Raw genomic sequence first — 22,489 nt, 5'->3', positions numbered from 1 at the left:
ACGGCGGGCCTAGGTGTAAATCGACGGTTTGCACCTAGAAGGATTTTCATCCGACCGTGATGGCCGCCGGCGTTGATCCCTATTGAGCTTTCCCGAGACCCTTCTTGTACCCCGCCAGAAGGAGGGCCCCGACATAGAGGAAGAACACCCCTCCGCCGGTTAAGGCCGGCAGGCGAGGAGCAGTTTCCGCCACGACCGTCGCGAGAGCTGGGTCGGCAAAACTGATCAGCGACGATCCCGCCCGGAACGGGAGGAACGCTGCTGCAGACGTTCCCCACAGCTCGGTTCTTTCCACCAACTGGCCCAGCAGCGGCTCTACCAATGCAGATCCAGCTACCAACATGGCCACAGCCCCAGTTCGAGGCAAGAGCAGTCCCACGCCGATTCCAAGGAGAGCCCATCCGTTCGCGAGGATCAGACAGCCGATCAGAACCGGTGGGTCGGATTCGAACAGGTTCGAGCTCCCCAGGACAGCATTCGACACAATCACGGACATCATCATCGACACGGTCGTCCAAGTTGTGGCTGTCAGCAACGTCATCACCAACTTGGCCGCGAACAGGGTGCCCCGTTGAGGTATGGCCAGCAGTGCCATGGCTAGCGTTCCGTAACGCTTCTCCTGTCCAAAAGAGAAGATCCCAAGCAGGCCCGGGGCAAGGAGCACCAGGGGAGAACGGGTGGCTGCCACCGTGGCCGCCTCGCCAGCAGCCTGGGCGGTCATTTCTGGCGCCATGTTGGCGATCATCACTGACATCGCCCAACTGACTAGGACGGATACCAAGATCGTCATTGCTGTCAGAATGTGGAAGCCACGCGTCGTAGTCAGCCGGACCCGCTCGTAGCGAACCGCATCCCTCATGGCTTACCCCATATCCCCTGCTGATCATGTCCAGAGTCCCCGGCGCCTACAATCTCGTTGTAGCCGTCCTCCAAGGTGCGAAGCGTCGTTGATAGTTCAAAGAGGGTGAAGCCAAATTTGTTGGCCAGAGAGCCCACGTCTCTCGCCGTCATTCCGTCAATGACTAGAGACTCCCCCTGGAGGGTCACTGTCAGGCCATCCTCTGCGCCCAATCGAGCGGCAAACTCCGCGGGACGGTCCACAGTGACGTTGACCGTTGGACCTGAGGCCGTTGTCTTGAGTTCTTCCATCGGACAATCAGCCCGGAGACGTCCACCGTGCAGAACCAACACACGATCTGCGAGTTTCTCCAGCTCGCTCAAAATATGCGTTGAAAGCAAGATGGTCCTGCCCTCCCCCGCCAAGCTGCGGATTGTGTTTCGAAACCAATGAACACCGTCCACATCCAAGCCGTTGATCGGTTCGTCAAGGATCAGCACTTGGGGGTCTGGCATCAGCGCCGCTGCAAGTGCGAGACGTTGCTTCATCCCCATTGAGTAGGAGGCAGGTGACTTCGCCGCATACTCGCTGAGCCCTACGCGGGCTAGCGCGGACTCAGCGCTTCGTTTTGATATGCCGGAAGCTGCCGCGACCATCCGAAGATGGTTCATAGCGGACCGGCCAGGGTGAAACGCCTCCGTGGACAGCAGCGATCCCACCCTCAACTGTGGACGTGTCAGGGCACGGTAAGGCATTCCGTCAAAAGTGGTTTGACCAGTTCCCGTAATTAGGTCGAGCATCCGTTTCATCAATGTGGTCTTGCCATGGCCGTTGGGACCAACGAGCCCGACTATCTCTCCCGGGTTCAGAGCGAAGGAGACGTCCCGGAGCACCTCTTTTGCGCCGTAGCTCGCCCCGACACCATCAACGACGATTCTCATTTCGCGCCCATGCTTCCATCGCGCGACCCACTAGCGGTTTGCGACTTGAGATCTTCAAGACGGACCGTGATGGCTTCGGGGAGCAAGTCCTGAAGTGAATGGGTCACTATAACCACGAGTTTGGACTCGGCCCAGCGCCTGATCTCCTCAACCATGTAGGCCACGCCTTCGGCGTCAGTGCCGTTGAACGGCTCGTCCAGGACCACGCAATCAAACTGGCCAACGGTGTTCATGACGTACCAAAGTTTGCGCACATTTCCAGTGGACAGGTTGCCCGCGTTCTCGCCCAGCCACGGTTCGATCCCCAGCTGTGTCGCCCGGAGTATCTCAGGGCCAGGATCGACATCTCGGGCAATACAGGCGAAGACAATGTGGTCGCGGGCGGTCATCTGAGCGAACAGGGCAGCTTCAGATCGGCACACCCTCCGTCTGTTCCTAGTTCCAGGGTCATCGGCTCTCGTCTCGTTGACCAGAACCGTTCCGGCCCACGGAGACAGATAGCCACTTGCCAGTTCGACGAAGGTCGATTTTCCGGATCCGTTCTTGCCCTGCAAGTGAATCAAGGCAGGTCCGGTGAACTCGAAGGAGACGTTTTCGTAGATGGGGCGCTCAGCGGAGTATCCGGCAAACACGCGATCAAAAACTATTTCTGGGAGAGAATTCTGCGTTGCAGGCAAATCTTTGCACCTCCAGTGAGAAGAGCCGTGTAAACGACGGCGGCAATGGTTGCGGGGATGTTGCCCAACAGGAAAAGCCCGAGCACCGGAGCGGCAATCAGCAAGGCAATGAACGCTGCCGCGAGAGACACTTCCATCGAGCCGTCTGCTTGCCTGACTTTGACCTTGCTGTAGGCGTTTCCAACAATGTTGCTGGCGGCAATCGACCACGGAATCAGGAGAGTCGCCATGGGCAGGACGCCGGTTGCAGCCCAGACAACGACTCCCATCGCCGGTGCAGTAAGCAGCACCAGCGGCACAGACTGTGTCAGGATTACGCCCCACACCAGAGAATTGAGGCCGAACCCGGATTCCCAGCCGTACCTCAATTGCGGAAGAAGTCCGATCGGATTGTTCGCCTTGCACATGAGTTCATTCCCCACAACTCCCGCCATGAAAACGATGCAGGCAGCAACATTCTGAATTCCGGGGACCTCCCGAAGGAATTCCGGCCCGATCCCGCCCAAGCGAAAGCCGACCGCAGCGGCAGCCGCCAAAAGCAGGCAGATCCCGATTCCACGGAAAAGGGCAAACGACTTGTCCCTGACGAGATTCACTATCAGGGCCCGCCAGAGCATGACGACCGGCGTCGTCGTCTTCCATACGGAATCTCCCCCGCGCCGTCGCGGCACGCGCGCGCTCACGGGAAACGATTCCCTCCTGATCGCTCCAACGTTCCGGATTGCGAGGAAGGAAAATACGACGACGGCGATCGCCGCTGCGGTCGCGATCCAGTACCCCTCCGCACCGGTTGCGTTGAATGGCAGGTACGACCCAAGCGCTGCACGATTCAACGCAAGCAACCCTCGGGCCGCTCCGATTCCTAGGAACGCGGCAAGGAGCAAGCCGCCGGCGAAGGCAAGCGAGCCGAGGACCAGGCTCGGAATACGAGGATCACTTGCGGCTAGCTTGGAACTCAAGGCAAGCCAAGCCGCGGTCAAGGCGAACGGGGCAACCACGAGGGCCAGGGTCAGCGGACCGCCGCCTCCATGCTCCTCATGCACAACAACCCAGGCCGCGGTACAGACGGCGGCTGATAATCCAAACAAGAAGGCAGCTCGCGGACCTCCCTCGGCGAGGAAGACGTGGTGCATCGAAACATCTGTCGCTCGGTAGAGCTCTCGGTTCGGACTAAAACGCACCGCAAATCTCCGGCTGCTGAGTGCTTCGCGCGCGAGCGCACCAACGGAGATATAGAGGCAGACGGCGAGCGCCAACAGGACGATTGTCATCGTTGCACCGCTGCTCGCATTGGTTCCCGTGCCGTCGAAGGACAGGGCATCGCGAAGCAACCGCATCACAAATAGCGATCCGGCCAGAACAACACAGGTAAACGCAATCCCCATGCTCACGCCGAGGACCACGAGTGTGCGAATAGATATCGGCCATCCGGTTACCGCCAGCAGGCGCACCCCGGTGAATTTGTAAGCCGCTCTCAAACTTCCCATTGCCGACGCCTAGAGACGATTGACGGATTTGCTTTGAGCCGACTCGGCATCCACGATGATCGCCACGGTTCCGATAGACATTGTGCCGATCGTCCAAAGCCATATCGGAAGCGATCCGGGGAAGCCAACGGTCGAGGCCGCTATGAACACACCGCCACCCATCCCGCAAATCATGAATAGGACAGCATCGCGCTTCGGACTTCGTTTTGTAGCGAGCACTACCAGCAGGGCGACCGCGCCGGCGGCCAAAGATGCCCATGCAAGCACAGGAGTCTTCGGTTCGTTATGGAGCCCAACGACGATGCTGCCCTCGATGCACGCGAGCACAGAAACAGTGGCGATAGTTCGGACCGTTGATGAGTAAATCAATATCAGACCTCTTCTAGGTTTCAGAGAGCCAGAGAAACGGCTGCGGTTGCGATCGAGGCAGCGAAAATAGCCGCAATGGTTTTGGAGGAAGATCCCGACCATTGCTTTCGGAAATTGAAGGGAGCGCACGCGCCCACGAGAGCCACGTATAGGAAGGTCAACCAGTGGTCCTTCGGGGATGAGAGCGTCAACAGCAGGCTGACGAGTTGGACGCCAAGCAGGGACACGACCGCTGTGCAGCCTAATAGGCCAACTCGGAAACGGAGTCCTCCACGTTTCAGCCCGGGAAAGAAGCTGCTCTCAGCGGTGGATATCAACGAAAAGTACAGCGTCGAAAGTACCGTCGAGAGAACCACTCCGAGGTAGAACCCAACATTCACCGCGAGCTCGGTAACCGCCGGGTCGCTAATCGCCCTAGCCGCATCAGTCTGTGCAACTTTGACTGACACAGCCCCGTGAAGTTGTTGGCTCCTCAGCAGCAGGAGACCTAAAAGTGCCCCAGCGGAACAGATCCAAACAAAGGGTGCTGTGCTCCTTGACAACGTCCGGGAGGGCTTCCCTTCGGTTGCCTGTTGCACGCTCATTGAAGATGACGTCATGGGGCGAATCCTTTTGTGGCTAGAACCGTGGCTTCGAGGAGGGCCGCGGCTAGGAGTAGGACTGAAGCAATGCCCAAGATCTTGAGGGCAAATGGGAATGTGTGCAGATATTGCTGCAACGGCCTTGCGTGCTCAGAAGTGGAGAGGGCCGACCGGACGGCGGCAGTGAGGGGCATGAGCCCGGCACCGGCACCCAACAGAAGTGCTAGAAATTCGATCGGAGCATAAATCCAAATCGAGTCCACAACTTCACTTATTCCCAAGCGAGTTTGACCGATCCGCATTGTGGAGCCGATGTAGATGGCTGTAAGCGGCCACGCGATCAACGTCGAGATGCCCCCCGTAATGACGCCGGAGAATATAAGGCACAAGGCCGGTATGTTTGTCACGAGAATCCGTCCCAGGACAGACAGCCAGGTGAGCCCTGCTTCAGTGGGCGCCGGTTGATGCGGCTCGGATTGTGCCGCCAGATCCGTTTGGAATCCGATGATGAATCCGGCCAGCATGAGCGCCAGGGACAGCATCATCGCAATGAGGAGCAATGGCTTGTCGCCGTTCCTGACGCTCATGCGCAATTTAGGTACCCTCGTTGCGGCGGCTAGGCTACGGCCGCCCGCTTACCAAACTGGAAAATTGCCCAGCGCGCAGTCGCGATGACCCCCGCTGCCACGCCACCGGAAAGTACCCCCATCACGATTGCGAGGGCAATTCCACCGACTTCCACAGCATTTACGATCTGTGAGGCTAATGCGCTGGACAGGCCGAACATGCCGGCGATGTACATGACGCTCACACTGGCCAGGCCGAGGCCCGCAACGCTCACTGCGGTTGCGAGAGTCATTGCCTTCTTCGAGGGGCGGATCGTTGTTTCCATAATTCCTCCTTGGAGCTGGTTTGACTGGGACCGGATAACCCGATCCCGTGACCAATCCAAAGGCCTGACATGTCCGTCTAGGTGGTGAGACCATGCAAAATAGGTGGTCATTGCACCCCATCTAGGTGTCAGAAGACGCGAAATAGGTGGTCACTGAGTTGCGTCTAGGTGCAGCGGCCTTACCCAAGCCCGGTGCGCACGTTTGGATTGAGCGCCTCCCCCAGCTTGACCTCCAGGACGTGTTTGGTATCCCAAACCCACACCCCCTTGACTCGCAACCCCTCCTTCTCTAAACTTTTCATAAAGCAGAATCTAAATTCCACAAAGCGGAAACTTACTAACGGCCAATCAGCCAAGAGAACAAGCCAAGCGGAACATAGATCCCAAGCCCTCCCCGGAAGGACACCTACGATGACGTACACAGTGAACTGCTCCATCCTCCTGACGGAGCTGCCCCTGCTCGAGCGCCCCGCGGCCGCGAAGGCTGCCGGCTTTGACGCCGTCGAATTCTGGTGGCCCTTCGACACCTCCGTCCCGTCGGACGCCCAGGTAACCGAGTTCGAGAACGCCATCAAGGACGCTGGCGTTCAGCTCACCGGCCTGAACTTCAACGCCGGAAACATGCCGGGCGGCGACCGCGGGCTGGTTTCCTGGCCCGCCCGCTCTTCCGAATTCCTCGACAACATCGACGTTGTCGCAGGCATCGGCGAGCGGCTCGGCTGCAAGGCCTTCAACGCCCTCTACGGCAACCGCATGGACGGCGAATCCACTGAGAAGCAGGACGCCATCGGCGCCGAAAACCTGGCCAGCGCTGCAGAAGGCGTCGCACGCATCGGCGGCACCGTCCTTCTCGAGCCCGTCAGTGGCGCCCCCAAGTACCCGCTCCTCAAAGCCGCCGACGCCCTCAAGGTGATCGCCCGCGTCAAGGAAGAATCGGGCGCCTCGAACGTCAAGCTCCTCGCCGACTTCTACCACCTGGCAGTCAACGGGGACGACGTCGCAGCCGTCATCGAAAACCATGCCAAGGACTTCGGCCACATCCAGATCGCCGACAACCCCGGCCGCGGGGCTCCCGGAACCGGTGAGCTTCCCCTCGGCGAATGGATCGCCCGCAGCCGCGAACTCGGCTACAGCGGCTACATCGGCCTCGAATACAAGGAACCGCAGGAAACGGCCTTCAGCTGGGCCATCCGCCAGCGCGTCACCTCCCACTAGCCCCCACCCGCCCAACTGAGTAGCAGTTGATGTCGTTTAGAGCCCTCAAAACGACAACAACTGCGGGCTAGTTGGGTCCAGCACACCTGAGCTAGAACAAAGACTTCAGTAAGGAAAATCATGAGCAACGTTGCAGTCATCGGACTCGGAATCATGGGCCTCCCCATGGCCATCAACCTGGTCAAGGCCGGCCACGCCGTCACCGGTTTCAACCGCAGCCAGGACAAGATCGACAAACTCGTCTCCGAAGGCGGCAAGGGTGCCACGAGCATCGCCGACGCCGTCAAGGACGCCGACGTCGTCATCACCATGGTGCCGGACTCCCCCGACGTCGAAGGTGTCGTCAGCGGCCCGGACGGTGTCTTCGCCAACGCGAAGAAGGGCACCCTCTGGATCGACGCGAGCAGCATCCGTCCCGACGTCGCCGCCCGCCTCTCGGCAGACGCCGTCGCAGCCGGCATCCGCCCGCTGGACGCCCCGGTATCCGGCGGCGAACAGGGCGCCATCGACGCCGTCCTTTCGATCATGGTAGGTGGCGACGCAGCCGACTTCGAAGCAGCACAGGATGTCCTCAACGCCGTCGGCAAGACGATCGTCCACGTCGGTCCCTCCGGCTCCGGCCAGACCGTCAAGGCAGCCAACCAGCTGATCGTGGCCGTCAACATCGAGGTCCTCGGCGAGGCTATCGCCTTCCTTGAGGCCTACGGCGTGGACACCGACGCAGCCCTCAAGGTCCTCGGCGGCGGCTTGGCCGGCTCCAAGGTCCTCGACCAGAAGGGCCAGAAGATGCTCGACCGCAACTTCGACCCCGGCTTCCGCCTGGCCCTCCACAACAAGGACCTCGGTATCGTCACCTCCGCAGCCCGCGAAGCCAACGTCGCAATCCCGCTCGGCGCCGTCGTCGCACAGCTCGTGGCCGCCACTGTCAACCAGGGCGACGGCGGACTCGACCACTCCGGCCTCTTCAAGCAGGTCCTCCAGCTCAGCGGCCGCAAGTAAAGCATCCCGGCGACAGGCCGGAAACAAGCAAAACCGGGCAACCGCCGTCGTACTTCACGACGGCGGCTCCCCCACTACACCCAAAAACCGCCCGCAACGGGCACAAACAGACTTTTCAAGGAGCACACCATGACGAAGATGCGCACTGTAGACGCAGCCGTCGCCATCTTGGCAAAGGAAGGCGCCATCGAGGCGTTCGGCCTGCCAGGCGCGGCAATCAACCCCTTCTATTCCGCGATGCGGGCACACGGCGGCATCCGCCACACCCTGGCCCGCCACGTTGAAGGCGCCAGCCACATGGCTGACGGCTACTCCCGAGCAGCGGACGGAAACATCGGTATCTGCATCGGCACCTCGGGCCCCGCAGGAACGGACATGATCACCGGCCTGTACGCGGCTTGGGCAGATTCCATCCCCATGCTCTGCATCACCGGCCAGGCCCCCGTCGCCAAGCTGCACAAGGAAGACTTCCAGGCCGTGGACATCGAGTCCATCGCCAAGCCGGTCACCAAGATGGCCATGACCATCATGGAACCGGGCCAGGTTCCGGGCGCCTTCCAGAAGGCCTTCCAGCTGATGCGCTCCGGCCGTCCGGGCCCGGTCCTGCTGGACCTGCCGTTCGACGTGCAGATGGCCGAGATCGAGTTCGACATCGACGCTTACGAGCCAATCGCCGTCGAGAAGCCGAAGGCCAGCCGCAAGCAGTTGGAAAAGGCACTGGACATGCTCACCGCAGCCGAGCGCCCGCTGATCGTTGCAGGTGGCGGCATCATCAACGCCGGCGCCTCCGCGCAGCTGGTTGAGCTGGCCGAACTGCTGAACGTTCCGGTCATCCCCACCCTGATGGGCTGGGGCACCATCCCGGACGACCACCCCCTGATGGCCGGCATGGTGGGCCTGCAGACCTCGCACCGCTACGGCAACGAGACCATGCTGGCCTCTGACTTCGTGATCGGCATCGGCAACCGCTGGGCCAACCGCCACACCGGCGGCTTGGACACCTACACGGCCGGCCGCAAGTTCGTGCACATCGACATCGAGCCGACGCAGATCGGCCGCGTGTTCTCGCCGGACTTCGGCATCGCGTCCGACGCCGGTGCGGCGCTGGACGGGCTGATCGAGCTGGCCCGCGAGCGCCAGGCAGCCAAGTCCCTGCCGGACTACTCCGTTTGGGTTGCCGACTGCATCGCCCGCAAGGGTTCCCTGCAGCGCAAGACCCACTTCGAGAACGTGCCGATCAAGCCGCAGCGCGTTTACGAGGAGATGAACAAGGCCTTCGGCAAGGACACCACTTACGTGTCCACCATCGGCCTCTCCCAGATCGCCGGCGCACAGCTGCTGCACGTCTTCGGCCCGCGCAAGTGGATCAACGCCGGCCAGGCCGGCCCCTTGGGCTGGACCGCACCGGCCGCCCTGGGCGTTGTCCGCGGGAAGCCGGACGAGACCGTTGTTGCCCTGTCCGGTGACTACGATTTCCAGTTCATGATCGAAGAGCTGGCCGTGGGCGCACAGTTCAACCTGCCGTACATCCACGTGGTGGTGAACAACTCGTACCTGGGCTTGATCCGCCAGTCGCAGCGCGGCTTCAACATGGAACAGAACGTGTCCCTGGCGTTCGAGAACATCAACTCCCCCGAGACCAACGGCTACGGCGTGGACCACGTCAAGGTTGCCGAGGGCCTGGGCTGCAAGGCCATCCGCGTGGAGAACCCGTCGGACCTGCCTGCCGCGTTCGACAAGGCCAAGGCACTCATGGGCGAGTTCAAGGTTCCCGTGGTGGTTGAAGTGATCCTGGAAAAGGTCACCAACATCTCCATGGGTGTTGAAATCAACGGCGTGAACGAGTTCGAAGAGCTGGCCGAGCGCGGGGCAGACGCCCCCACCTCGATCATCTCGATGCTGGACTAGTAAGTACTGAAGGAGGTACGGAATGCGTGTGGTCATAGCCCCGGACAAGTTCAAGGGATCGCTGTCCGCTCCCGAGGTCGCCAGCCGCTTGAGCGCCGGACTGCAGGCAGGTTTTGCCGCCAGCCGCCCGGGCGAGGACTTTGAGGCCACGCTCATTCCAGTGGCCGACGGCGGCGAGGGGACTCTCGACGCCGCCGCCGGCTCCGGCTTCACCCGCCGCAGCGCCACGGTCACCGGCCCCACGGGCCAGCCGATCAAGGCAGAGTTCGCTGTCCGCGGCAGGGAAGCCGTCATTGAGATGGCGGCGGCCTCCGGGCTCGCGGTACTGCCAGGCTTCGGCGACGGCAGCGCCCCGAACCCCGAAACGGCCAAAAGCTCCACAAGCCTGGGCACGGGCGAACTCATCCGCGCCGCCCTGGACCTGGGCTGCCGGCACATCATCCTCGGCGTCGGCGGCAGTGCCAATACCGACGGCGGCGCCGGCGTCCTGCAAGGCCTCGGCGCTGTCCTCCTCGACGCTGACGGCAACGAACTCCCCGGCGGCGGGGCCGCTTTGGCCCGGCTGGACCGGATCGACTTCTCGAACCTGGACGTCCGGCTGGAGATCACCGAGTTTGTCCTGGCGTCCGACGTCGACAATCCCCTTTTGGGCCGCACCGGCGCCGCCGCGATCTTCGGACCGCAGAAGGGCGCGACGCCGGACGACGTCGCCTCGCTCGACGCCGCCTTGGCCCACTTCGTGCGGGTCCTCGCCAGCGAGATCGGCCCCGAAGCCCAGGACGCCGCACAGGCCCCGGGCGCGGGTGCGGCGGGCGGCGTCGGCTACATCGCCATCGCGGCGCTCGGCGCGGCACGCAGGCCGGGCATCGACGTCGTCCTCGAATTCACTGAACTCGAGCAGCGGCTGGCGGGCGCGGACCTGGTGATCACCGGCGAAGGCAGCCTCGACGAACAAAGCCTGCTCGGCAAAACGCCCATGGGCGTGGCGCGGGCAGCGGCGCGTTCCGGAATCCCTGTGATTGCCGTCTGCGGCCGCAGTACGCTGAGCCCGGAACAACTTTCGGAGTCCGGTTTCGAATCGGTCCATGCGTTGACCGGGCTCGAATCCAATGTAGAGAAATGTATAGCTGAAGCAGGGCCGCTGCTTGAAGAATTAGGTAAGCACATCGGCGTGCGCCTCTCTGAAAAATCGGCACTCACCCAAGATGCAGCGCGAACCGAGACCAAGGAGCAACTCCATGTCTGAAGAAACCACCACAGCACACGGCCCGTTTGACCTGGTCATCCGCGGCCAGCGCATCCTCACCACCGCAGGCATCACCGCCCGCGAAGTTGGTGTCCGCGACGGCGTGATCGTCGCGATCGAACCTTTGGGCAACGGCCTGCAGGGCACCGAGATCATTGAACTCGCCGACGACGAAACCCTCATTCCCGGCCTAGTGGACACGCACGTGCACGTCAACGAGCCTGGCCGCACCGAATGGGAAGGCTTCGCCTCCGCCACCCGCGCCGCAGGAGCCGGCGGCGTCACCACCATCATCGACATGCCGCTGAACTCCATCCCGCCCACCACCAACGTGGACGGCCTCAAGCTCAAGCGCGAAGTGGCCGAGGACCAGGCGTTCGTGGACGTCGGATTCTGGGGCGGCGCCATTCCAGGCAACAAGAAGGACCTCCGCCCCTTGCACGACGAGGGCGTGTTCGGCTTCAAGTGCTTCCTCCTCCACTCCGGGGTGGACGAGTTCCCGCACCTGGACGCGGACGAGATGGAAGAGGACATGGCCGAGCTCAAGTCCTTCGACTCCCTCATGATTGTCCACGCCGAGGACTCCCACTCAATCGACCACGCACCCCACCCCGGCGGCGCACACTACTCCACCTTCCTTGCCTCCCGCCCCCGCGGCGCCGAGAACAAAGCCATCGCCGAGGTGATCGAACGCGCCCGCTGGACCGGCGCCCGTGCCCACATCCTGCACCTCTCCTCCTCGGACGCGCTGCCCATGATCGCCACGGCAAAGCGCGACGGCGTGCACCTCACCGTGGAGACCTGCCCTCACTACCTGACGCTCATGGCCGAGGAAATCCCCGACGGCGCCACCGCGTACAAGTGCTGCCCGCCGATCCGCGAGGCCTCCAACCGCGAGCTGCTCTGGCAGGGCCTGCAGGACGGTACAATCGACTGCATCGTCTCGGACCACTCCCCCTCGACCCTTGACCTGAAGGACCTGGAAAACGGCGACTTCGCCGTGGCCTGGGGCGGCGTCTCCTCGTTGCAGTTGGGGCTCTCCCTGATCTGGACCGAAGCACGGCACCGCGGAATCTCCCTGGAGCAGGTGGTGTCCTGGATGTCCGAGAAGCCCGCAGCCTTGGCCCGCCTGCACAACAAAGGCCAGCTGGCGCTCGGCTACGACGCCGATTTCTCCATCTTCGCGCCCGACGACGCGTTCGTCGTCGACGTCAAGAAACTCAAGCACAAGAACCCGATCACGCCGTACGACGGCAAGGCGCTCTCCGGCGTCGTACGCAAAACCTACCTGCGCGGCAACGAGATCGACGGCCGGACGCCCAGCGGCAAGCTGATTCGCCGCGGCGGCGTGTAAGGCCACAGCCATGGCCGTCAACGTCCATGCCCCGTACGGGCAACTGCCCGCACGGCTCAACGCCTCGCGGCACCAAGCCACCCGGCCTGGTCTGGTTCAATCCGGCGCGCTTCGGCCCGCCCTGCAACCGCGCGGCCTGGCCCTGTGGGTGCAGCCCGGCGAAGGCCGCGAGATCGATCCCGAGGTTTGGACCCGGGCCGCTGAAGCCGTCCTGGCCCGGGCCCGCAAACTTGCTCCGGGGGCGGAAGTCCTCCTTTGGCCCGCCGCCGGAGCTGCAACGTCCGGTGGTTCCGGCGCGTCCGGCGGCGGCACTTGTGTTTTCGGAACGGAGGCGTCCGACGCCGGAACCTGCCCCGCCGCTCCGTCGCCGATTGTCCGGGCTAACGCCCGGGCGGGCCGGCGCAGCAGCGTGGCAGTGGACCTGGCCGCGGACACCGTTCTCCTGGACGGTGTCCCGGTCAGCTTCACGGCGATGGAACACAGCCTTCTTCGCTACTTGGTGGAAAACCTGTCCCGAGCCATCCCACGTGAAGAATTGCAACGTTTTTTGGAGTCACTTGACTGTCCCGGCGCGGCATTCCGGTCGATCGACGTGTATGTTGGACGCGTCCGGCGCAAGCTGGGCTCAGCCCGCCATGTCATCGCCACAGTGCGTGGAGGCGGCTACCAGTTCGTGCCCGGACCAGGCTCCACCGTCCGCGGACCCGCGGAATACTGCATCTAGGCAGCCCGTTACACCTTTAGATTGATCGCCGGCCACGGCGGTTGCCCGACAAGTCAAGGATCGAAACGTGACCCAGAAACTCCTCGCCGGAACCCAGGCCCCCGATTTTGCGCTGCTTAACTCCGAAGGCCAGAAGGTCTCCCTGTCCGATTACCGCGGACGCAACGTCATCGTGTACTTCTACCCGGAAGCCGCCACCCCTGGCTGCACCACCGAGGCCTGCGACTTCCGCGACAGCCTGTCCAGCCTTCAGTCCTCCGGCTACGAAGTCCTTGGCATCTCCCCCGACGCTCCGGAAAAGATCGCACGCTTCGCCGGCGACTTCTCCCTGACCTTCCCGCTCCTCTCCGACGAAGACCACGCCGTGGCGCTGGCTTACGGTGCCTGGGGCGAGAAGCTCGTGAACGGCGAAGTGGTGGACGGCCTGGTCCGCTCCACTGTAGTGCTCGACGGCGAAGGCAAGGTCAGGCTGACCCAGTACCAGGTCAAGGCCCAGGGCCACGTAGCAGCGCTGAAGGCCGAACTGGGGCTGTAACGCCCGCTCACATATAGGCCCCTCCAGGCGGACGCCCGCTCACATATACGGCCTTCCAGCCGGACGCCCGCTCACATATACGGCCTTCCAGCCGGACGCCCGCTCACATATAAGGCCAAACGACGGAACCCTCCTGCAGATCATGATCTGCAGGAGGGTTCTGTGTTTTTCCCCTATAGGTGGGGGGAGCGTCCGGGTTAGTTGCCGCCGGCGGTGTTCCATGCCTCTTCGGACACGGGGATCCACCACTCGCGTGTTTTGCCTTCCCCGATGTATTCGGGCCAGCGGAAATCCGTCGGCGCACTGAAATCGGCAGGAAGCAGCGGTGCCACGGCACCGCGGCGGCGCTTCTCGGCGTCGAACTCTGCGTTTGCCTCAGCCAGCACCTCCGGCGAGGTCAGCAAGTCCAGCACCATCCCCGCAATCATCTTGCCCGTGGCCGTGATGGTGGGGTCGATCGTCTCCGGTATTCCACCCATGGCGGTCATGGCCCAGCCCGGGTATGCGGTGCCTTTCGCGTCGGGCGCCAACGTAGGCCGCGCCGTGTAGAAGCGGATGGTGGGCGCGTACCAGGTCATTTCAACGTAGTCGTCGCTGGTCCAGTTCTGCTGTGTGGCCGGGATGTGCCGGCGCAACTCTGCCTCGGCGTCCTGCGGGCTGATGAGCTCCGCCGTTGCCGGATGGAACGGATTCTCCACGGGCCCCACCCCGCACGAAGCCTGGATTTCACGTCCGATCACCCGGGCCCGCTCATCCAAAACCGGCGCGCCCACGGCAGCGATGTTCTCCCACGCCACTTGGGCAACCGTATGGTTGGCGATGCCCGGCCGGTTGCGGGCCACCCAGCGGGAACTAACGTTGCAATGCGACGCAGCCGCGGCGAGTTCCGCGTTGCGATCGAGCACGGCGAGTACTGAATCGGCTTCGGCGAGGCTCGGACAACGCCAGGAGTACTGGATCTGGGCCAGTCCCGCAGGCTGATTGTCCGCCGTCGCCTGCCCAGCGGTAAGGATCGCTTCCGACAGCGACCATCCGCCCGCTTGCGGCAGCATGGAGTCCTGCGTGGTTTTAGTCAGCGAAAACATCGTGAACAGCGCAGCGTCAGCTCCCGGTGCCCGGGCGGCGGAGTGCGACGACGGGATGGGACTATCGCCATACGTATTGTTCCAGCCCTCGGGGTTGTCGCAGGTGAAGGTGTAGATCTTGCTGTAGTACGAGCCGCAGTGGGTGTCCCAACGCGCGGTGTTGCAGAGGGGCATCATATAGAACGGGTGGTACGAGATGATCGCGTCCAGGTTGTCGTAATAGCCGCGCAGGCCGTGGACCACCTTGGATCCTTGGACTTTTTCGGCTGGCTCACCCGTATAGACCAAGGTGCCCGGTATGTTGTGCCGTTCCATGGTGTCTTTAGCGGCGAGGAATCCCGCGAGTGTCGAGATGCCCAGAGCCGAATGTGGATCCGTGTGGCCCGGCGCGAAGCGTGACATACCGGCACGGGGCTCCCGTTTGGTTGATGCGGCTTGGCAATTTCCCGGAATTGCATCGTATTCGGCGTAGCCAAGGATCCTCGCGCCGGGTCCGGCGGGACTTGTCCACTCGGCTGCGAACCCGGTGGGCATGCCCCCGCTGCCCTCCTCGACCGTGAAGCCATGTTCTCGAAGCGTTCTCACATACCAAGCGCAGGACTCGTATTCACGCCAGGCCGGTTCGGCCAGTTCCCAAATATTCGTGTGCCAGGCGGAAAGCTGTTCCTTCTGCTGGTCCACCCACCCCCATGCCGTGGCCTTCAACTCGGCATTTTTGACCGTCCCGCTCATCGTGTTCCTTCCTAAAGTCATACTGTCCAAAGCTGTTCCCAGACACACTGCCCTCGCCCGGCTGATCCTCGCTCACTTATATGGGCTTTCCACCGGACGCTCCATCACTTGCTCCAAGAAAGTGATCGAGCGTCGGCCGGACGACCGCCACAACTGAGCGAGCGTCGGAGGGGCGGCGAGGCGGTTACTGGATGCTCACGTGGATGAGGCTCGGTCCTTTGACGGCAAGAGCCTTGATGACAACGCCGGCGAGCTCGTCGAGCGAATCAACGTTGAACGCAGTCAGCCCGAAGCCTTCGGCCAGGCGCACCCAGTCCGGTTGCGCCAGGTTCACGCCGACCGGAGCCAAGTCACGGTCCTCCATGTTCTGCCGGATTTCGCCGTAGCCGCCGTTGTTGATGCAGATGATGGGCAGGTCCACGCCCTGTTCCACGGCGGTGATCAATTCCTGAACGGCAAACATGAGCGCCCCGTCGCCGATCAGCCCCACCACCGGACGATCCGGATCCGCCACTTTGGCCCCGATCGCGGCCGGCAGTCCGTAACCCAGCGTTGCGTACGCAGGCGTGTACAGGAGCTGGTGCGGCCGCTGCATGGGGAAGAAGGACGTGGTCCCGAAGTACGTGATCTGCGAGGAGTCACCCGCAATGACGGTGTCCGCCGGCAGCGCGGCCGCGAGGATCTGGTTGATTTGTGACAGCACGGGCGCCATGGAGCGGGCTTCCTCCTGCAGTTCGCCGCGCAAAAGGTCCAGTTCCGGAGCGGAGGCCGGCTCATGCCCGGCGAGCGCCGCGAGCAGTTGGGGTACGACGGCGGACGCGTTGCCCAGGAGCTCGACGTCCGGCGCAAGATTGCACTGAAGTTGGGACGGATCGATGTCGATGCGGATGCAACTCCCTTGCGGAACGATCTTGCCGCCCCACAGCTCCGATTCGCCCACCTTCGAGCCGATCACCAGCAGCGCGTCCGAGGAATTGCAAAGATCCTGTGCCGCTGCGAGCCGGATTTCCGAACCAAGGGACAGCGGATGGGCTTCCGGAATTGCACCCTTGCCATTGATGGTGGTCACCACGGGGGCTTGCAGGAGTTCTGCAAGTTCGAGGAGCGCGCCGCCGGTTCCTAGCGAACCGCCCCCGGCCAGGATCACCGGATTCGACGCCCGGCGGAGGATGTCCGCGGCGGTGGCGACGGCGTCGTCGGCTGCTGCTTTCGGAGCACCCAAGGGGCGGGCCTCCAGAGCGGAAGGGTCGACGTCGGACGCGGCCTCCAGCACGTCCAGCGGGATCTCGATGTGGACCGGACGCGGCCGCCCGTGGGCGAAGAAGGCGAAGGCCTCGTGGATCAGCTCAACGGCTTCGCTGCCGCTGGACACACGCGTGCTGCGCCCGATCAAGGCACGCACAGCGCCAGTGGGGTCCTTGGTTTCGTGCAGCAGCCCGATATCCGAGAATTCACTGCCTCGTGGCGCGCCCGGGGACAGGATGATCATCGGCCGGGACTCGCAATAGGAAGTGGCCGCGGCTGACATCGCGTTGAGCAGGCCGGGTCCGGAAGTGGTGATCACGACGCCGGGAAGCCCCTTGAGCTGGCTCCATCCGTCGGAGCCGTACCCGGCTCCCTGCTCGTGGCGGGTGGTTACGGGACGGATGCCGAGCGGCTCCAGGTGCCGGTAGAACTCGAGGTTGTGGGTGCCGGGGATCCCGAAGATCGCGTCGATCCCATAGTTCCGCAGAGTGGTCATGACGGCGAGGCCGACGTTGTTGGTGGGGATGGAACTGGTCAAGGTTGGATCCTTTGATTGTGGCCTAGAGAACTTTGGAGAGGAACGCCTTTGTTCGCTCGTGCTGGGGGCGGGTGATGATCTCGTTGGGATCACCGGCTTCGACAATGACGCCGCCGTCCATGAACGCCACAACGTCGGCCACTTCGCGGGCAAAGCCCATCTCGTGCGTCACGACGATCATGGTCATGCCGTCGCGGGCCAGCGCCTTCATGACGTCCAGGACTTCGCCCACAAGTTCGGGGTCAAGCGCCGAGGTTGGCTCGTCGAAGAGCATGAGGTCGGGCTTCATGGACAGCGCCCGGGCAATGGCCACACGCTGTTGTTGGCCGCCGGAGAGCTGGGCCGGGTAGTGCCCCGTGCGGTCGGCGAGGCCCACCTTGGCCAGGAGTTCGCGGGCTTCGGCCTCGGCTTGGGCCTTGGGAACCTTGAGGAGTTTCACGGGGCCCATCATCACGTTTTCGAGGGCCGTCATGTGGCCGAAGAGGTTGAAGGACTGAAACACCATGCCAATCCTGGAGCGGCGCTTGTTGATGTCCTTCTGGTGTGCCTCGATCAGCCTGTCACCGTGAACCTCGTAGCCGATCATGCGGCCACCTACCAGGATGGTTCCGGAGCTGGTGGTTTCGAGGTGGTTGACGCAGCGGAGCAGAGTGGACTTGCCCGAGCCTGAGGGGCCGATCAAGCAGGCCACCTGTCCGGATTCGACCGTGAAGTTGATGCCTTTGAGGACCTCCATGCCGGAGAAATCCTTGTGCACGTTGAGGAACTGGACTTCAGACATTGCCGCTACGCCTTTCGTGCCTGGATGTTGTTGCCGCGGGAGTACCGCTTCTCAATGCGCGCCTGGACGAGCGAGAGGATGGTGGTGAGCAGGATGTACCAGAGGCTCGCCACGATCAGCAGCGGGATCTGCTGGAGATTGCGCGCGTAGATCTGCTGGGTGTTGTATAGCAAGTCCCCGACGCCGATCACGATCACCAACGACGTGGTCTTGAGCATGGAAATGGTCTCGTTGCCTACGGGTGGAAGGATGATTTTCATGGCCTGCGGGATGACTACGTGGCGCAGGGTTTCCATCCGGCTGAAGCCCATGGCGTGGGAAGCCTCGGACTGTCCCGCGGGAACACCCATCAGGCCGGCACGCACGATTTCTGCCATGTAGGCGCCTTCGTTCAAGCCCAGGCCCAGGATGCCTGCGACGAACAGCGGCAGGACATCGTTGGTGTTCCATTCCACCAACATGGGACCGCCAGGGATGCCGATGCCGATGGTGGGAAACAGTACGGCTGCGAAGCCCCAGAAAAGCATCTGCACCAAGAGCGGGGTGCCACGGAAGAACCAGATGTAGGCACCCGCCACGCCACGGAGGAGCGCGTTGTCCGACATCCTCATGACCGCGACCACCAGGCCGATCACGAGTCCGAGGACCATGGCTATGACCGTGAGTTCGATGGTGGTCAGAAGGCCGTTGAGGATGCGGATATCGAACAAGTATTTGGCCACGGTTGGCCAGCCGAAGCCGGGGTTGGTGACGATGACGTAGGTGCCCATGAGGGCGAACAGGCCCACTACCACCATGGCGACCAGCTGGCCGGGCCGCTTGCGCTTGAGGACAGGCCGCGACGCCAGCTCCGCGAAATCAGGCCGTGCCTCAGCCGTGATGGGCCGGTCAGACACGGTCATGACCCCGCCGTCGGGTTGATCTCAGACTTGGTGACAATGCCGGACTTGAGGTTCCAGGCCTCCATGATCTTGGCGTACGTTCCATCGTCCATGAGGGACTGGACCGCAGCCTGGAATGCCTTGGACAGGCCGCCGTCGTCCTTGGGGCTCACCACGCCGGACAAGGACGGTTCCACGAGAATGGAGTCCACGGAGGTGAAGGCGTCCGGCTGCAGCTGGGCGTAGTAACCGGTGAGGGCGTTGTCCGCCACGAGTGCCTGGGCACGGCCCGCGGCCACAGCCTGGTTGACGTTGTCTTGCTGGGGCAGCAGCAAGGAAACAGGCTTGTCCTTGCCGGCGTCCGCGCACTTCTTGTCGAAGGACGGGAGCACGCTTAGTGCTTGGGTGGTCCCTGTCTGGGCAGCCACGGTCTTGCCGCAGAGGTCCAGCTCCGATTTGATGCCCAGCGGGTTGCCCTTTTTGACCATGACGGACGTTCCGCCGCGCATGTAGCTGACCATGTTGACCTTGTCCATGCGCTCCTCCGTGATGGAGAAAGCTGCCCAGGAGGCGTCGTACCGCCGGGCCTCGATGCCGGCCAGGATGCCGTTGAAGTCGGCCTTTTCGATGTTGATGGTGACGCCCATCTTCTTGGCGACGGCGAGAGCCATGTCCGGCTCAAGTCCGACGATCTTGCCCTGGTCATCGGTGAAGTCGATGGGGGCGTAGGTGGGGTCCGTGACGAGGGTCAGCGAACCCTTGCTCTTGATGGCGGTCGGAAGCAGCGCCTGAACCTTGGAATCGGGTTTCACGGCCTGGGCGAGTTCCTGGCCGCTCTGGCTGCTTTGGCCGCCCGCCGACGCATTGCCGGATGCGGTAGCGGCCGCACCTTCGGTGTTGGAGCAGGCCGTCGTCAACGCCAAGAAACTGATGGCTGCCGCTGCAACGAGCGAGCTTTTCACGCCTTTGCGCATCATTTGTGGATCTCCGGTTCGAGTCGGGTTGAAATAACAATATGTTCAACTTATTGTGAGATGAGTAACAACGCGTGTCAAGGGACCATGGCAACATCATGGAGAGATGACTAAAGGGCACCCACAAGGCGCCCCGCCGGATCAGCGCGACCAGACAAACGAAGGAGCAACGGCATGAGCGAGACAAACCCGGGCCGCCGCACACGAAGCGTCACGGCCGAAGCCATGGCCGAGCGCCGGCAGAACATCCTGCACCAGGCCTCGCAGGTGATTGCCCGCCAAGGCGTAGAGGGTTGCTCCTTTGCCGAACTCTCCGAGGCCTCGGGCTTCAGCATCGGCATGATCCAGCACTACTTCCGGCACCGGGAGAGGTTGATCGGCGCAGCGGTGGAGTACCGCATCGACGAATCCCTCGCCGAATGGCAGCGCATCTACAATCAGGGCACCAACGCAGTGGAACGCCTCCACGACCTCCTGACTTTCTCGATCCAGAGCGACACCCCCTTCGAAGAAGCCTGGGGTTTCTGGTTGCAGATCTACGCTGCAGCACACAAGAACTCCGAGATCCGGGACAGCGTCGCAGCAGTCTGGACTTCATGGCGTGGCCTGTTCGTCCGGGCGCTCGAGGAGGCCGTGGACGAGAACTTGATCCAGCCAGCCATCGATATTGACGAAGTGGCCACCCTGCTTCTGGCCACGATCGATGGGCTCGCGATCCAGTCCCTGAACGGGGTCCACCGCTTCACACCCGCGGAGATGATCGAGACGCTGCACCGCTTTGCTGCGAGGGAGTTCGGCATCGACGCCGAAGAATTCATCCTCAAGAAGCGCTCCAAACTCGTGGACGCCCACTAGGACACGCGCGGGCCGCATCGAAGCAGCCCGCCAACAAACGATCAAACGAAGGACCACCATGACCACCACAACAGAGCTATCCCACGTCGACCGGATGGCCAAGCGTGCGGCCGGCTTCCAGCCCTCCCCCGTCCGCGCTGTCTTCGATGTGTCCATGCAGCCAGGCATGATCTCCCTTGCCGGCGGCAACCCCTACCTGCCCGTGCTGCCGATGGAGCGCATCGCCGCCATGGCGTCCGACGTCGTAACTCGCCGCGGGCTGGAGGCCCTGCAGTACGGCTCGGGTGCGGGAACCGAGGAGCTGCAAGCCCTGATCTGCCAGGTCATGGAGCTCGAGGGCATCAAGACGTCCCCCGAAAACGTGCAAGTCACCGCAGGCTCGCAGATGGCGCTGGAGCTCGTCACCAAGCTCTTCTGCGATCCCGGAGACGTGGTGATCGCGGAAGGACCAAGCTACGTGGGGGCGCTCGGCGTGTTCGAAGGCTTCCAGGCCGAGGTGGCACACGTGGCGATGGACAACGACGGCGTCGATCCCGACCGCCTCCAGGACGTCATCTCCGGGCTCAAAGCGGCTGGCAAGACCATCAAGTTCTTCTACACAATTCCCAACTTCAACAACCCCTCCGGCATCAGCCTTTCCCTGGATCGTAGGCAGCGTGTTGTGGACATCTGCCGCGCCGAGGGCGTGCTGATCGTCGAGGACAACCCCTACGGCCTGTTGAGCTTCAATGGCACGCTCAAGCCGGCCATGCACGCGCTCGACCCGGACAACGTGTTCTACCTGGGTTCGTTTTCCAAGATCTTCGCCCCCGGCTTGCGCGTCGGTTGGGTAGTGGCTCCCCGTGATGTGCGCAGCCGCCTCCAGATCGCCTCAGAGGCAACCACTATCTGCCCCTCGGTCTTGAGCCAGCTGGTTGTGGAGCAATACATCAGCAGCTTCGATTGGCAGGACCAGATTGCCGCATACAGTGGCGTCTACGCTTCCCGTTGCAAGGCAACGCTGGACGCCCTGGCGGCTCACATGCCTGAAGGGACCAGGTGGACCACGCCCACGGGTGGCTTCTTCACCTGGGTCACGCTGCCTGAGGGCATCGACACCGAGCAAGTCCTCACCGCGGCCATCGAGGCAGGAGTTGTGTTTGTGCCGGGCAGCGCCTTCTACGCCGACGGCGGTGGCAGCAACCAGCTCCGCATCGCCTTCTCCTACGCCCCGGAAGAGCAGCTCACCGAGGGTGTCAAGCGCCTGGCTGAGGCTATCCGCCGGGCCTAGGCCTCCCTGCCACCACCCAACCGAGCGAAATCGCCGGAAGGCTGCGGGATCGCCGGAAGGCTCCGGCGAACTGGCAGGTTTCCGGCGATCTGGTGCACGGCGCCCCTCATCCCGAGGGTGGCGGTGGGGACTAGCTGGGCACAGCCGGCCGGGCTGAGATACCCGTCACCTGATCGAAGCCGTCAGGCGCACCGGAGTCCAGGTCAGCTGAGTCTTCGAAACCCCGACGTCGGCACTCACCTTGAGTGCCGACGTCGGGGTTTAACCGTGCTTGCCCCTGCCCGTGGCGAATTCCAGGGGTCGATGCAACACCCGAGGTCAGCTGGCTATCAGTAAATCACGAAGTGACTCGGCAGGGGTTT

General features: G+C 62.9%; 21 protein-coding genes. 9 read left to right on the top strand and 12 right to left on the bottom strand.

The window, feature by feature from the left end; translation table 11 throughout:
* Window positions 1-79: 79 nt before the first annotated feature.
* The 7 genes from OOZ51_RS07860 to OOZ51_RS07830 form a co-directional block, all read right to left on the bottom strand.
* Window positions 80-859: a hypothetical protein gene (locus OOZ51_RS07860; RefSeq protein ID WP_265978752.1), complete on the bottom strand. Its 780-nt coding sequence runs from the start codon at window positions 857-859 to the stop codon at window positions 80-82.
* Window positions 856-1,779, bottom strand: coding sequence for an ABC transporter ATP-binding protein (locus OOZ51_RS07855; RefSeq protein ID WP_265978751.1), 924 nt, complete (start codon window positions 1,777-1,779; stop codon window positions 856-858). The genes OOZ51_RS07860 and OOZ51_RS07855 overlap by 4 nt, the downstream gene beginning before the upstream one ends.
* Window positions 1,776-2,411 carry an ABC transporter ATP-binding protein gene (locus OOZ51_RS07850; RefSeq protein WP_265978750.1) on the bottom strand — a complete coding sequence of 212 codons (636 nt, stop codon included), beginning with the start codon at window positions 2,409-2,411 and terminating at the stop codon, window positions 1,776-1,778. The genes OOZ51_RS07855 and OOZ51_RS07850 overlap by 4 nt, the downstream gene beginning before the upstream one ends.
* Before the next feature lie 11 nt (window positions 2,412-2,422).
* A complete protein-coding gene (locus OOZ51_RS07845; protein WP_265978749.1) occupies window positions 2,423-3,943 on the bottom strand; it encodes a hypothetical protein in 1,521 nt (506 codons plus the stop codon).
* Window positions 3,944-3,952: 9 nt separating this feature from the next.
* Window positions 3,953-4,441, bottom strand: a complete 489-nt coding sequence (locus OOZ51_RS07840) for a hypothetical protein (RefSeq protein ID WP_265978748.1) — start codon at window positions 4,439-4,441, stop codon at window positions 3,953-3,955.
* 466 nt (window positions 4,442-4,907) lie between these two features.
* Window positions 4,908-5,480, bottom strand: a complete 573-nt coding sequence (locus OOZ51_RS07835) for a stage II sporulation protein M (RefSeq protein WP_265978747.1) — start codon at window positions 5,478-5,480, stop codon at window positions 4,908-4,910.
* A 29-nt stretch (window positions 5,481-5,509) separates the two neighbouring features.
* Window positions 5,510-5,785, bottom strand: coding sequence for an uberolysin/carnocyclin family circular bacteriocin (locus OOZ51_RS07830; protein WP_265978745.1), 276 nt, complete (start codon window positions 5,783-5,785; stop codon window positions 5,510-5,512).
* Window positions 5,786-6,196: 411 nt separating this feature from the next.
* Here OOZ51_RS07830 and OOZ51_RS07825 point away from each other — a divergent pair, with 411 nt between their 5' ends.
* The 7 genes from OOZ51_RS07825 to bcp all read left to right on the top strand — a co-directional run bounded on the left by OOZ51_RS07825 (window position 6,197) and on the right by bcp (window position 13,766).
* Window positions 6,197-7,000, top strand: coding sequence for a hydroxypyruvate isomerase family protein (locus tag OOZ51_RS07825; protein WP_265978743.1), 804 nt, complete (start codon window positions 6,197-6,199; stop codon window positions 6,998-7,000).
* 120 nt (window positions 7,001-7,120) lie between these two features.
* Window positions 7,121-7,999 carry a 2-hydroxy-3-oxopropionate reductase gene (locus tag OOZ51_RS07820; RefSeq protein WP_265978742.1) on the top strand — a complete coding sequence of 293 codons (879 nt, stop codon included), beginning with the start codon at window positions 7,121-7,123 and terminating at the stop codon, window positions 7,997-7,999.
* 129 nt (window positions 8,000-8,128) lie between these two features.
* Window positions 8,129-9,907 carry a glyoxylate carboligase gene (gene gcl / locus OOZ51_RS07815; protein WP_265978741.1) on the top strand — a complete coding sequence of 593 codons (1,779 nt, stop codon included), beginning with the start codon at window positions 8,129-8,131 and terminating at the stop codon, window positions 9,905-9,907.
* 22 nt (window positions 9,908-9,929) lie between these two features.
* Window positions 9,930-11,153, top strand: coding sequence for a glycerate kinase (locus tag OOZ51_RS07810; RefSeq protein WP_265978740.1), 1,224 nt, complete (start codon window positions 9,930-9,932; stop codon window positions 11,151-11,153).
* Window positions 11,146-12,507 (top strand): allantoinase AllB, encoded by a 1,362-nt coding sequence (allB, locus tag OOZ51_RS07805; RefSeq protein ID WP_265978739.1) that lies wholly within the window; start codon window positions 11,146-11,148, stop codon window positions 12,505-12,507. Before OOZ51_RS07810 ends, allB begins: the two co-directional genes overlap by 8 nt.
* 10 nt (window positions 12,508-12,517) lie before the next feature.
* Window positions 12,518-13,231: a winged helix-turn-helix domain-containing protein gene (locus OOZ51_RS07800; protein WP_265978738.1), complete on the top strand. Its 714-nt coding sequence runs from the start codon at window positions 12,518-12,520 to the stop codon at window positions 13,229-13,231.
* Between the two features lie 67 nt (window positions 13,232-13,298).
* Window positions 13,299-13,766, top strand: a complete 468-nt coding sequence (gene bcp / locus OOZ51_RS07795) for a thioredoxin-dependent thiol peroxidase (RefSeq protein WP_265978736.1) — start codon at window positions 13,299-13,301, stop codon at window positions 13,764-13,766.
* Between the two features lie 197 nt (window positions 13,767-13,963).
* Here the strand turns inward: bcp and OOZ51_RS07790 are convergent, their stop codons facing one another.
* The 5 genes from OOZ51_RS07790 to OOZ51_RS07770 all read right to left on the bottom strand — a co-directional run bounded on the left by OOZ51_RS07790 (window position 13,964) and on the right by OOZ51_RS07770 (window position 19,990).
* A complete protein-coding gene (locus OOZ51_RS07790; RefSeq protein WP_265978735.1) occupies window positions 13,964-15,583 on the bottom strand; it encodes a zinc-binding metallopeptidase family protein in 1,620 nt (539 codons plus the stop codon).
* Between the two features lie 184 nt (window positions 15,584-15,767).
* Window positions 15,768-17,366, bottom strand: a complete 1,599-nt coding sequence (locus OOZ51_RS07785) for a thiamine pyrophosphate-binding protein (protein ID WP_265978733.1) — start codon at window positions 17,364-17,366, stop codon at window positions 15,768-15,770.
* Between the two features lie 22 nt (window positions 17,367-17,388).
* Window positions 17,389-18,147, bottom strand: coding sequence for an amino acid ABC transporter ATP-binding protein (locus tag OOZ51_RS07780; protein WP_265978732.1), 759 nt, complete (start codon window positions 18,145-18,147; stop codon window positions 17,389-17,391).
* A 5-nt stretch (window positions 18,148-18,152) separates the two neighbouring features.
* Window positions 18,153-19,049: an amino acid ABC transporter permease gene (locus OOZ51_RS07775; RefSeq protein ID WP_265978731.1), complete on the bottom strand. Its 897-nt coding sequence runs from the start codon at window positions 19,047-19,049 to the stop codon at window positions 18,153-18,155.
* Window positions 19,046-19,990, bottom strand: coding sequence for an ABC transporter substrate-binding protein (locus OOZ51_RS07770; RefSeq protein WP_265978730.1), 945 nt, complete (start codon window positions 19,988-19,990; stop codon window positions 19,046-19,048). The genes OOZ51_RS07775 and OOZ51_RS07770 overlap by 4 nt, the downstream gene beginning before the upstream one ends.
* A 186-nt stretch (window positions 19,991-20,176) precedes the next feature.
* Here OOZ51_RS07770 and OOZ51_RS07765 point away from each other — a divergent pair, with 186 nt between their 5' ends.
* Complete coding sequence (locus tag OOZ51_RS07765; RefSeq protein WP_265978729.1) at window positions 20,177-20,857, top strand: TetR/AcrR family transcriptional regulator; 681 nt, start codon at window positions 20,177-20,179, stop codon at window positions 20,855-20,857.
* 58 nt (window positions 20,858-20,915) lie between these two features.
* The gene (locus OOZ51_RS07760; RefSeq protein ID WP_265978728.1) at window positions 20,916-22,127 is read left to right on the top strand and encodes an aminotransferase-like domain-containing protein; all 1,212 of its coding nucleotides are present in this window, start codon (window positions 20,916-20,918) and stop codon (window positions 22,125-22,127) included.
* The last annotated feature ends 362 nt before the right edge of the window (window positions 22,128-22,489 follow it).

It is taken from the genome of Arthrobacter rhizophilus (assembly GCF_026241105.1).
GTDB lineage: Bacteria > Actinomycetota > Actinomycetes > Actinomycetales > Micrococcaceae > Arthrobacter.
This window is presented reverse-complemented; position numbering and strand designations above follow the sequence as displayed.

Coding starts and splice junctions, on each gene's coding strand:
- OOZ51_RS07860 (WP_265978752.1), bottom strand. CDS start 859: ATGAGGGATGCGGTTCGCTACGAGCGGGTCCGGCTGACTACGACGCGT.
- OOZ51_RS07855 (WP_265978751.1), bottom strand. CDS start 1,779: ATGAGAATCGTCGTTGATGGTGTCGGGGCGAGCTACGGCGCAAAAGAG.
- OOZ51_RS07845 (WP_265978749.1), bottom strand. CDS start 3,943: ATGGGAAGTTTGAGAGCGGCTTACAAATTCACCGGGGTGCGCCTGCTG.
- OOZ51_RS07835 (WP_265978747.1), bottom strand. CDS start 5,480: ATGAGCGTCAGGAACGGCGACAAGCCATTGCTCCTCATTGCGATGATG.
- OOZ51_RS07830 (WP_265978745.1), bottom strand. CDS start 5,785: ATGGAAACAACGATCCGCCCCTCGAAGAAGGCAATGACTCTCGCAACC.
- OOZ51_RS07825 (WP_265978743.1), top strand. CDS start 6,197: ATGACGTACACAGTGAACTGCTCCATCCTCCTGACGGAGCTGCCCCTG.
- OOZ51_RS07820 (WP_265978742.1), top strand. CDS start 7,121: ATGAGCAACGTTGCAGTCATCGGACTCGGAATCATGGGCCTCCCCATG.
- gcl (WP_265978741.1), top strand. CDS start 8,129: ATGACGAAGATGCGCACTGTAGACGCAGCCGTCGCCATCTTGGCAAAG.
- OOZ51_RS07810 (WP_265978740.1), top strand. CDS start 9,930: ATGCGTGTGGTCATAGCCCCGGACAAGTTCAAGGGATCGCTGTCCGCT.
- allB (WP_265978739.1), top strand. CDS start 11,146: ATGTCTGAAGAAACCACCACAGCACACGGCCCGTTTGACCTGGTCATC.
- OOZ51_RS07800 (WP_265978738.1), top strand. CDS start 12,518: ATGGCCGTCAACGTCCATGCCCCGTACGGGCAACTGCCCGCACGGCTC.
- OOZ51_RS07790 (WP_265978735.1), bottom strand. CDS start 15,583: ATGAGCGGGACGGTCAAAAATGCCGAGTTGAAGGCCACGGCATGGGGG.
- OOZ51_RS07780 (WP_265978732.1), bottom strand. CDS start 18,147: ATGTCTGAAGTCCAGTTCCTCAACGTGCACAAGGATTTCTCCGGCATG.
- OOZ51_RS07775 (WP_265978731.1), bottom strand. CDS start 19,049: ATGACCGTGTCTGACCGGCCCATCACGGCTGAGGCACGGCCTGATTTC.
- OOZ51_RS07765 (WP_265978729.1), top strand. CDS start 20,177: ATGAGCGAGACAAACCCGGGCCGCCGCACACGAAGCGTCACGGCCGAA.
- OOZ51_RS07760 (WP_265978728.1), top strand. CDS start 20,916: ATGACCACCACAACAGAGCTATCCCACGTCGACCGGATGGCCAAGCGT.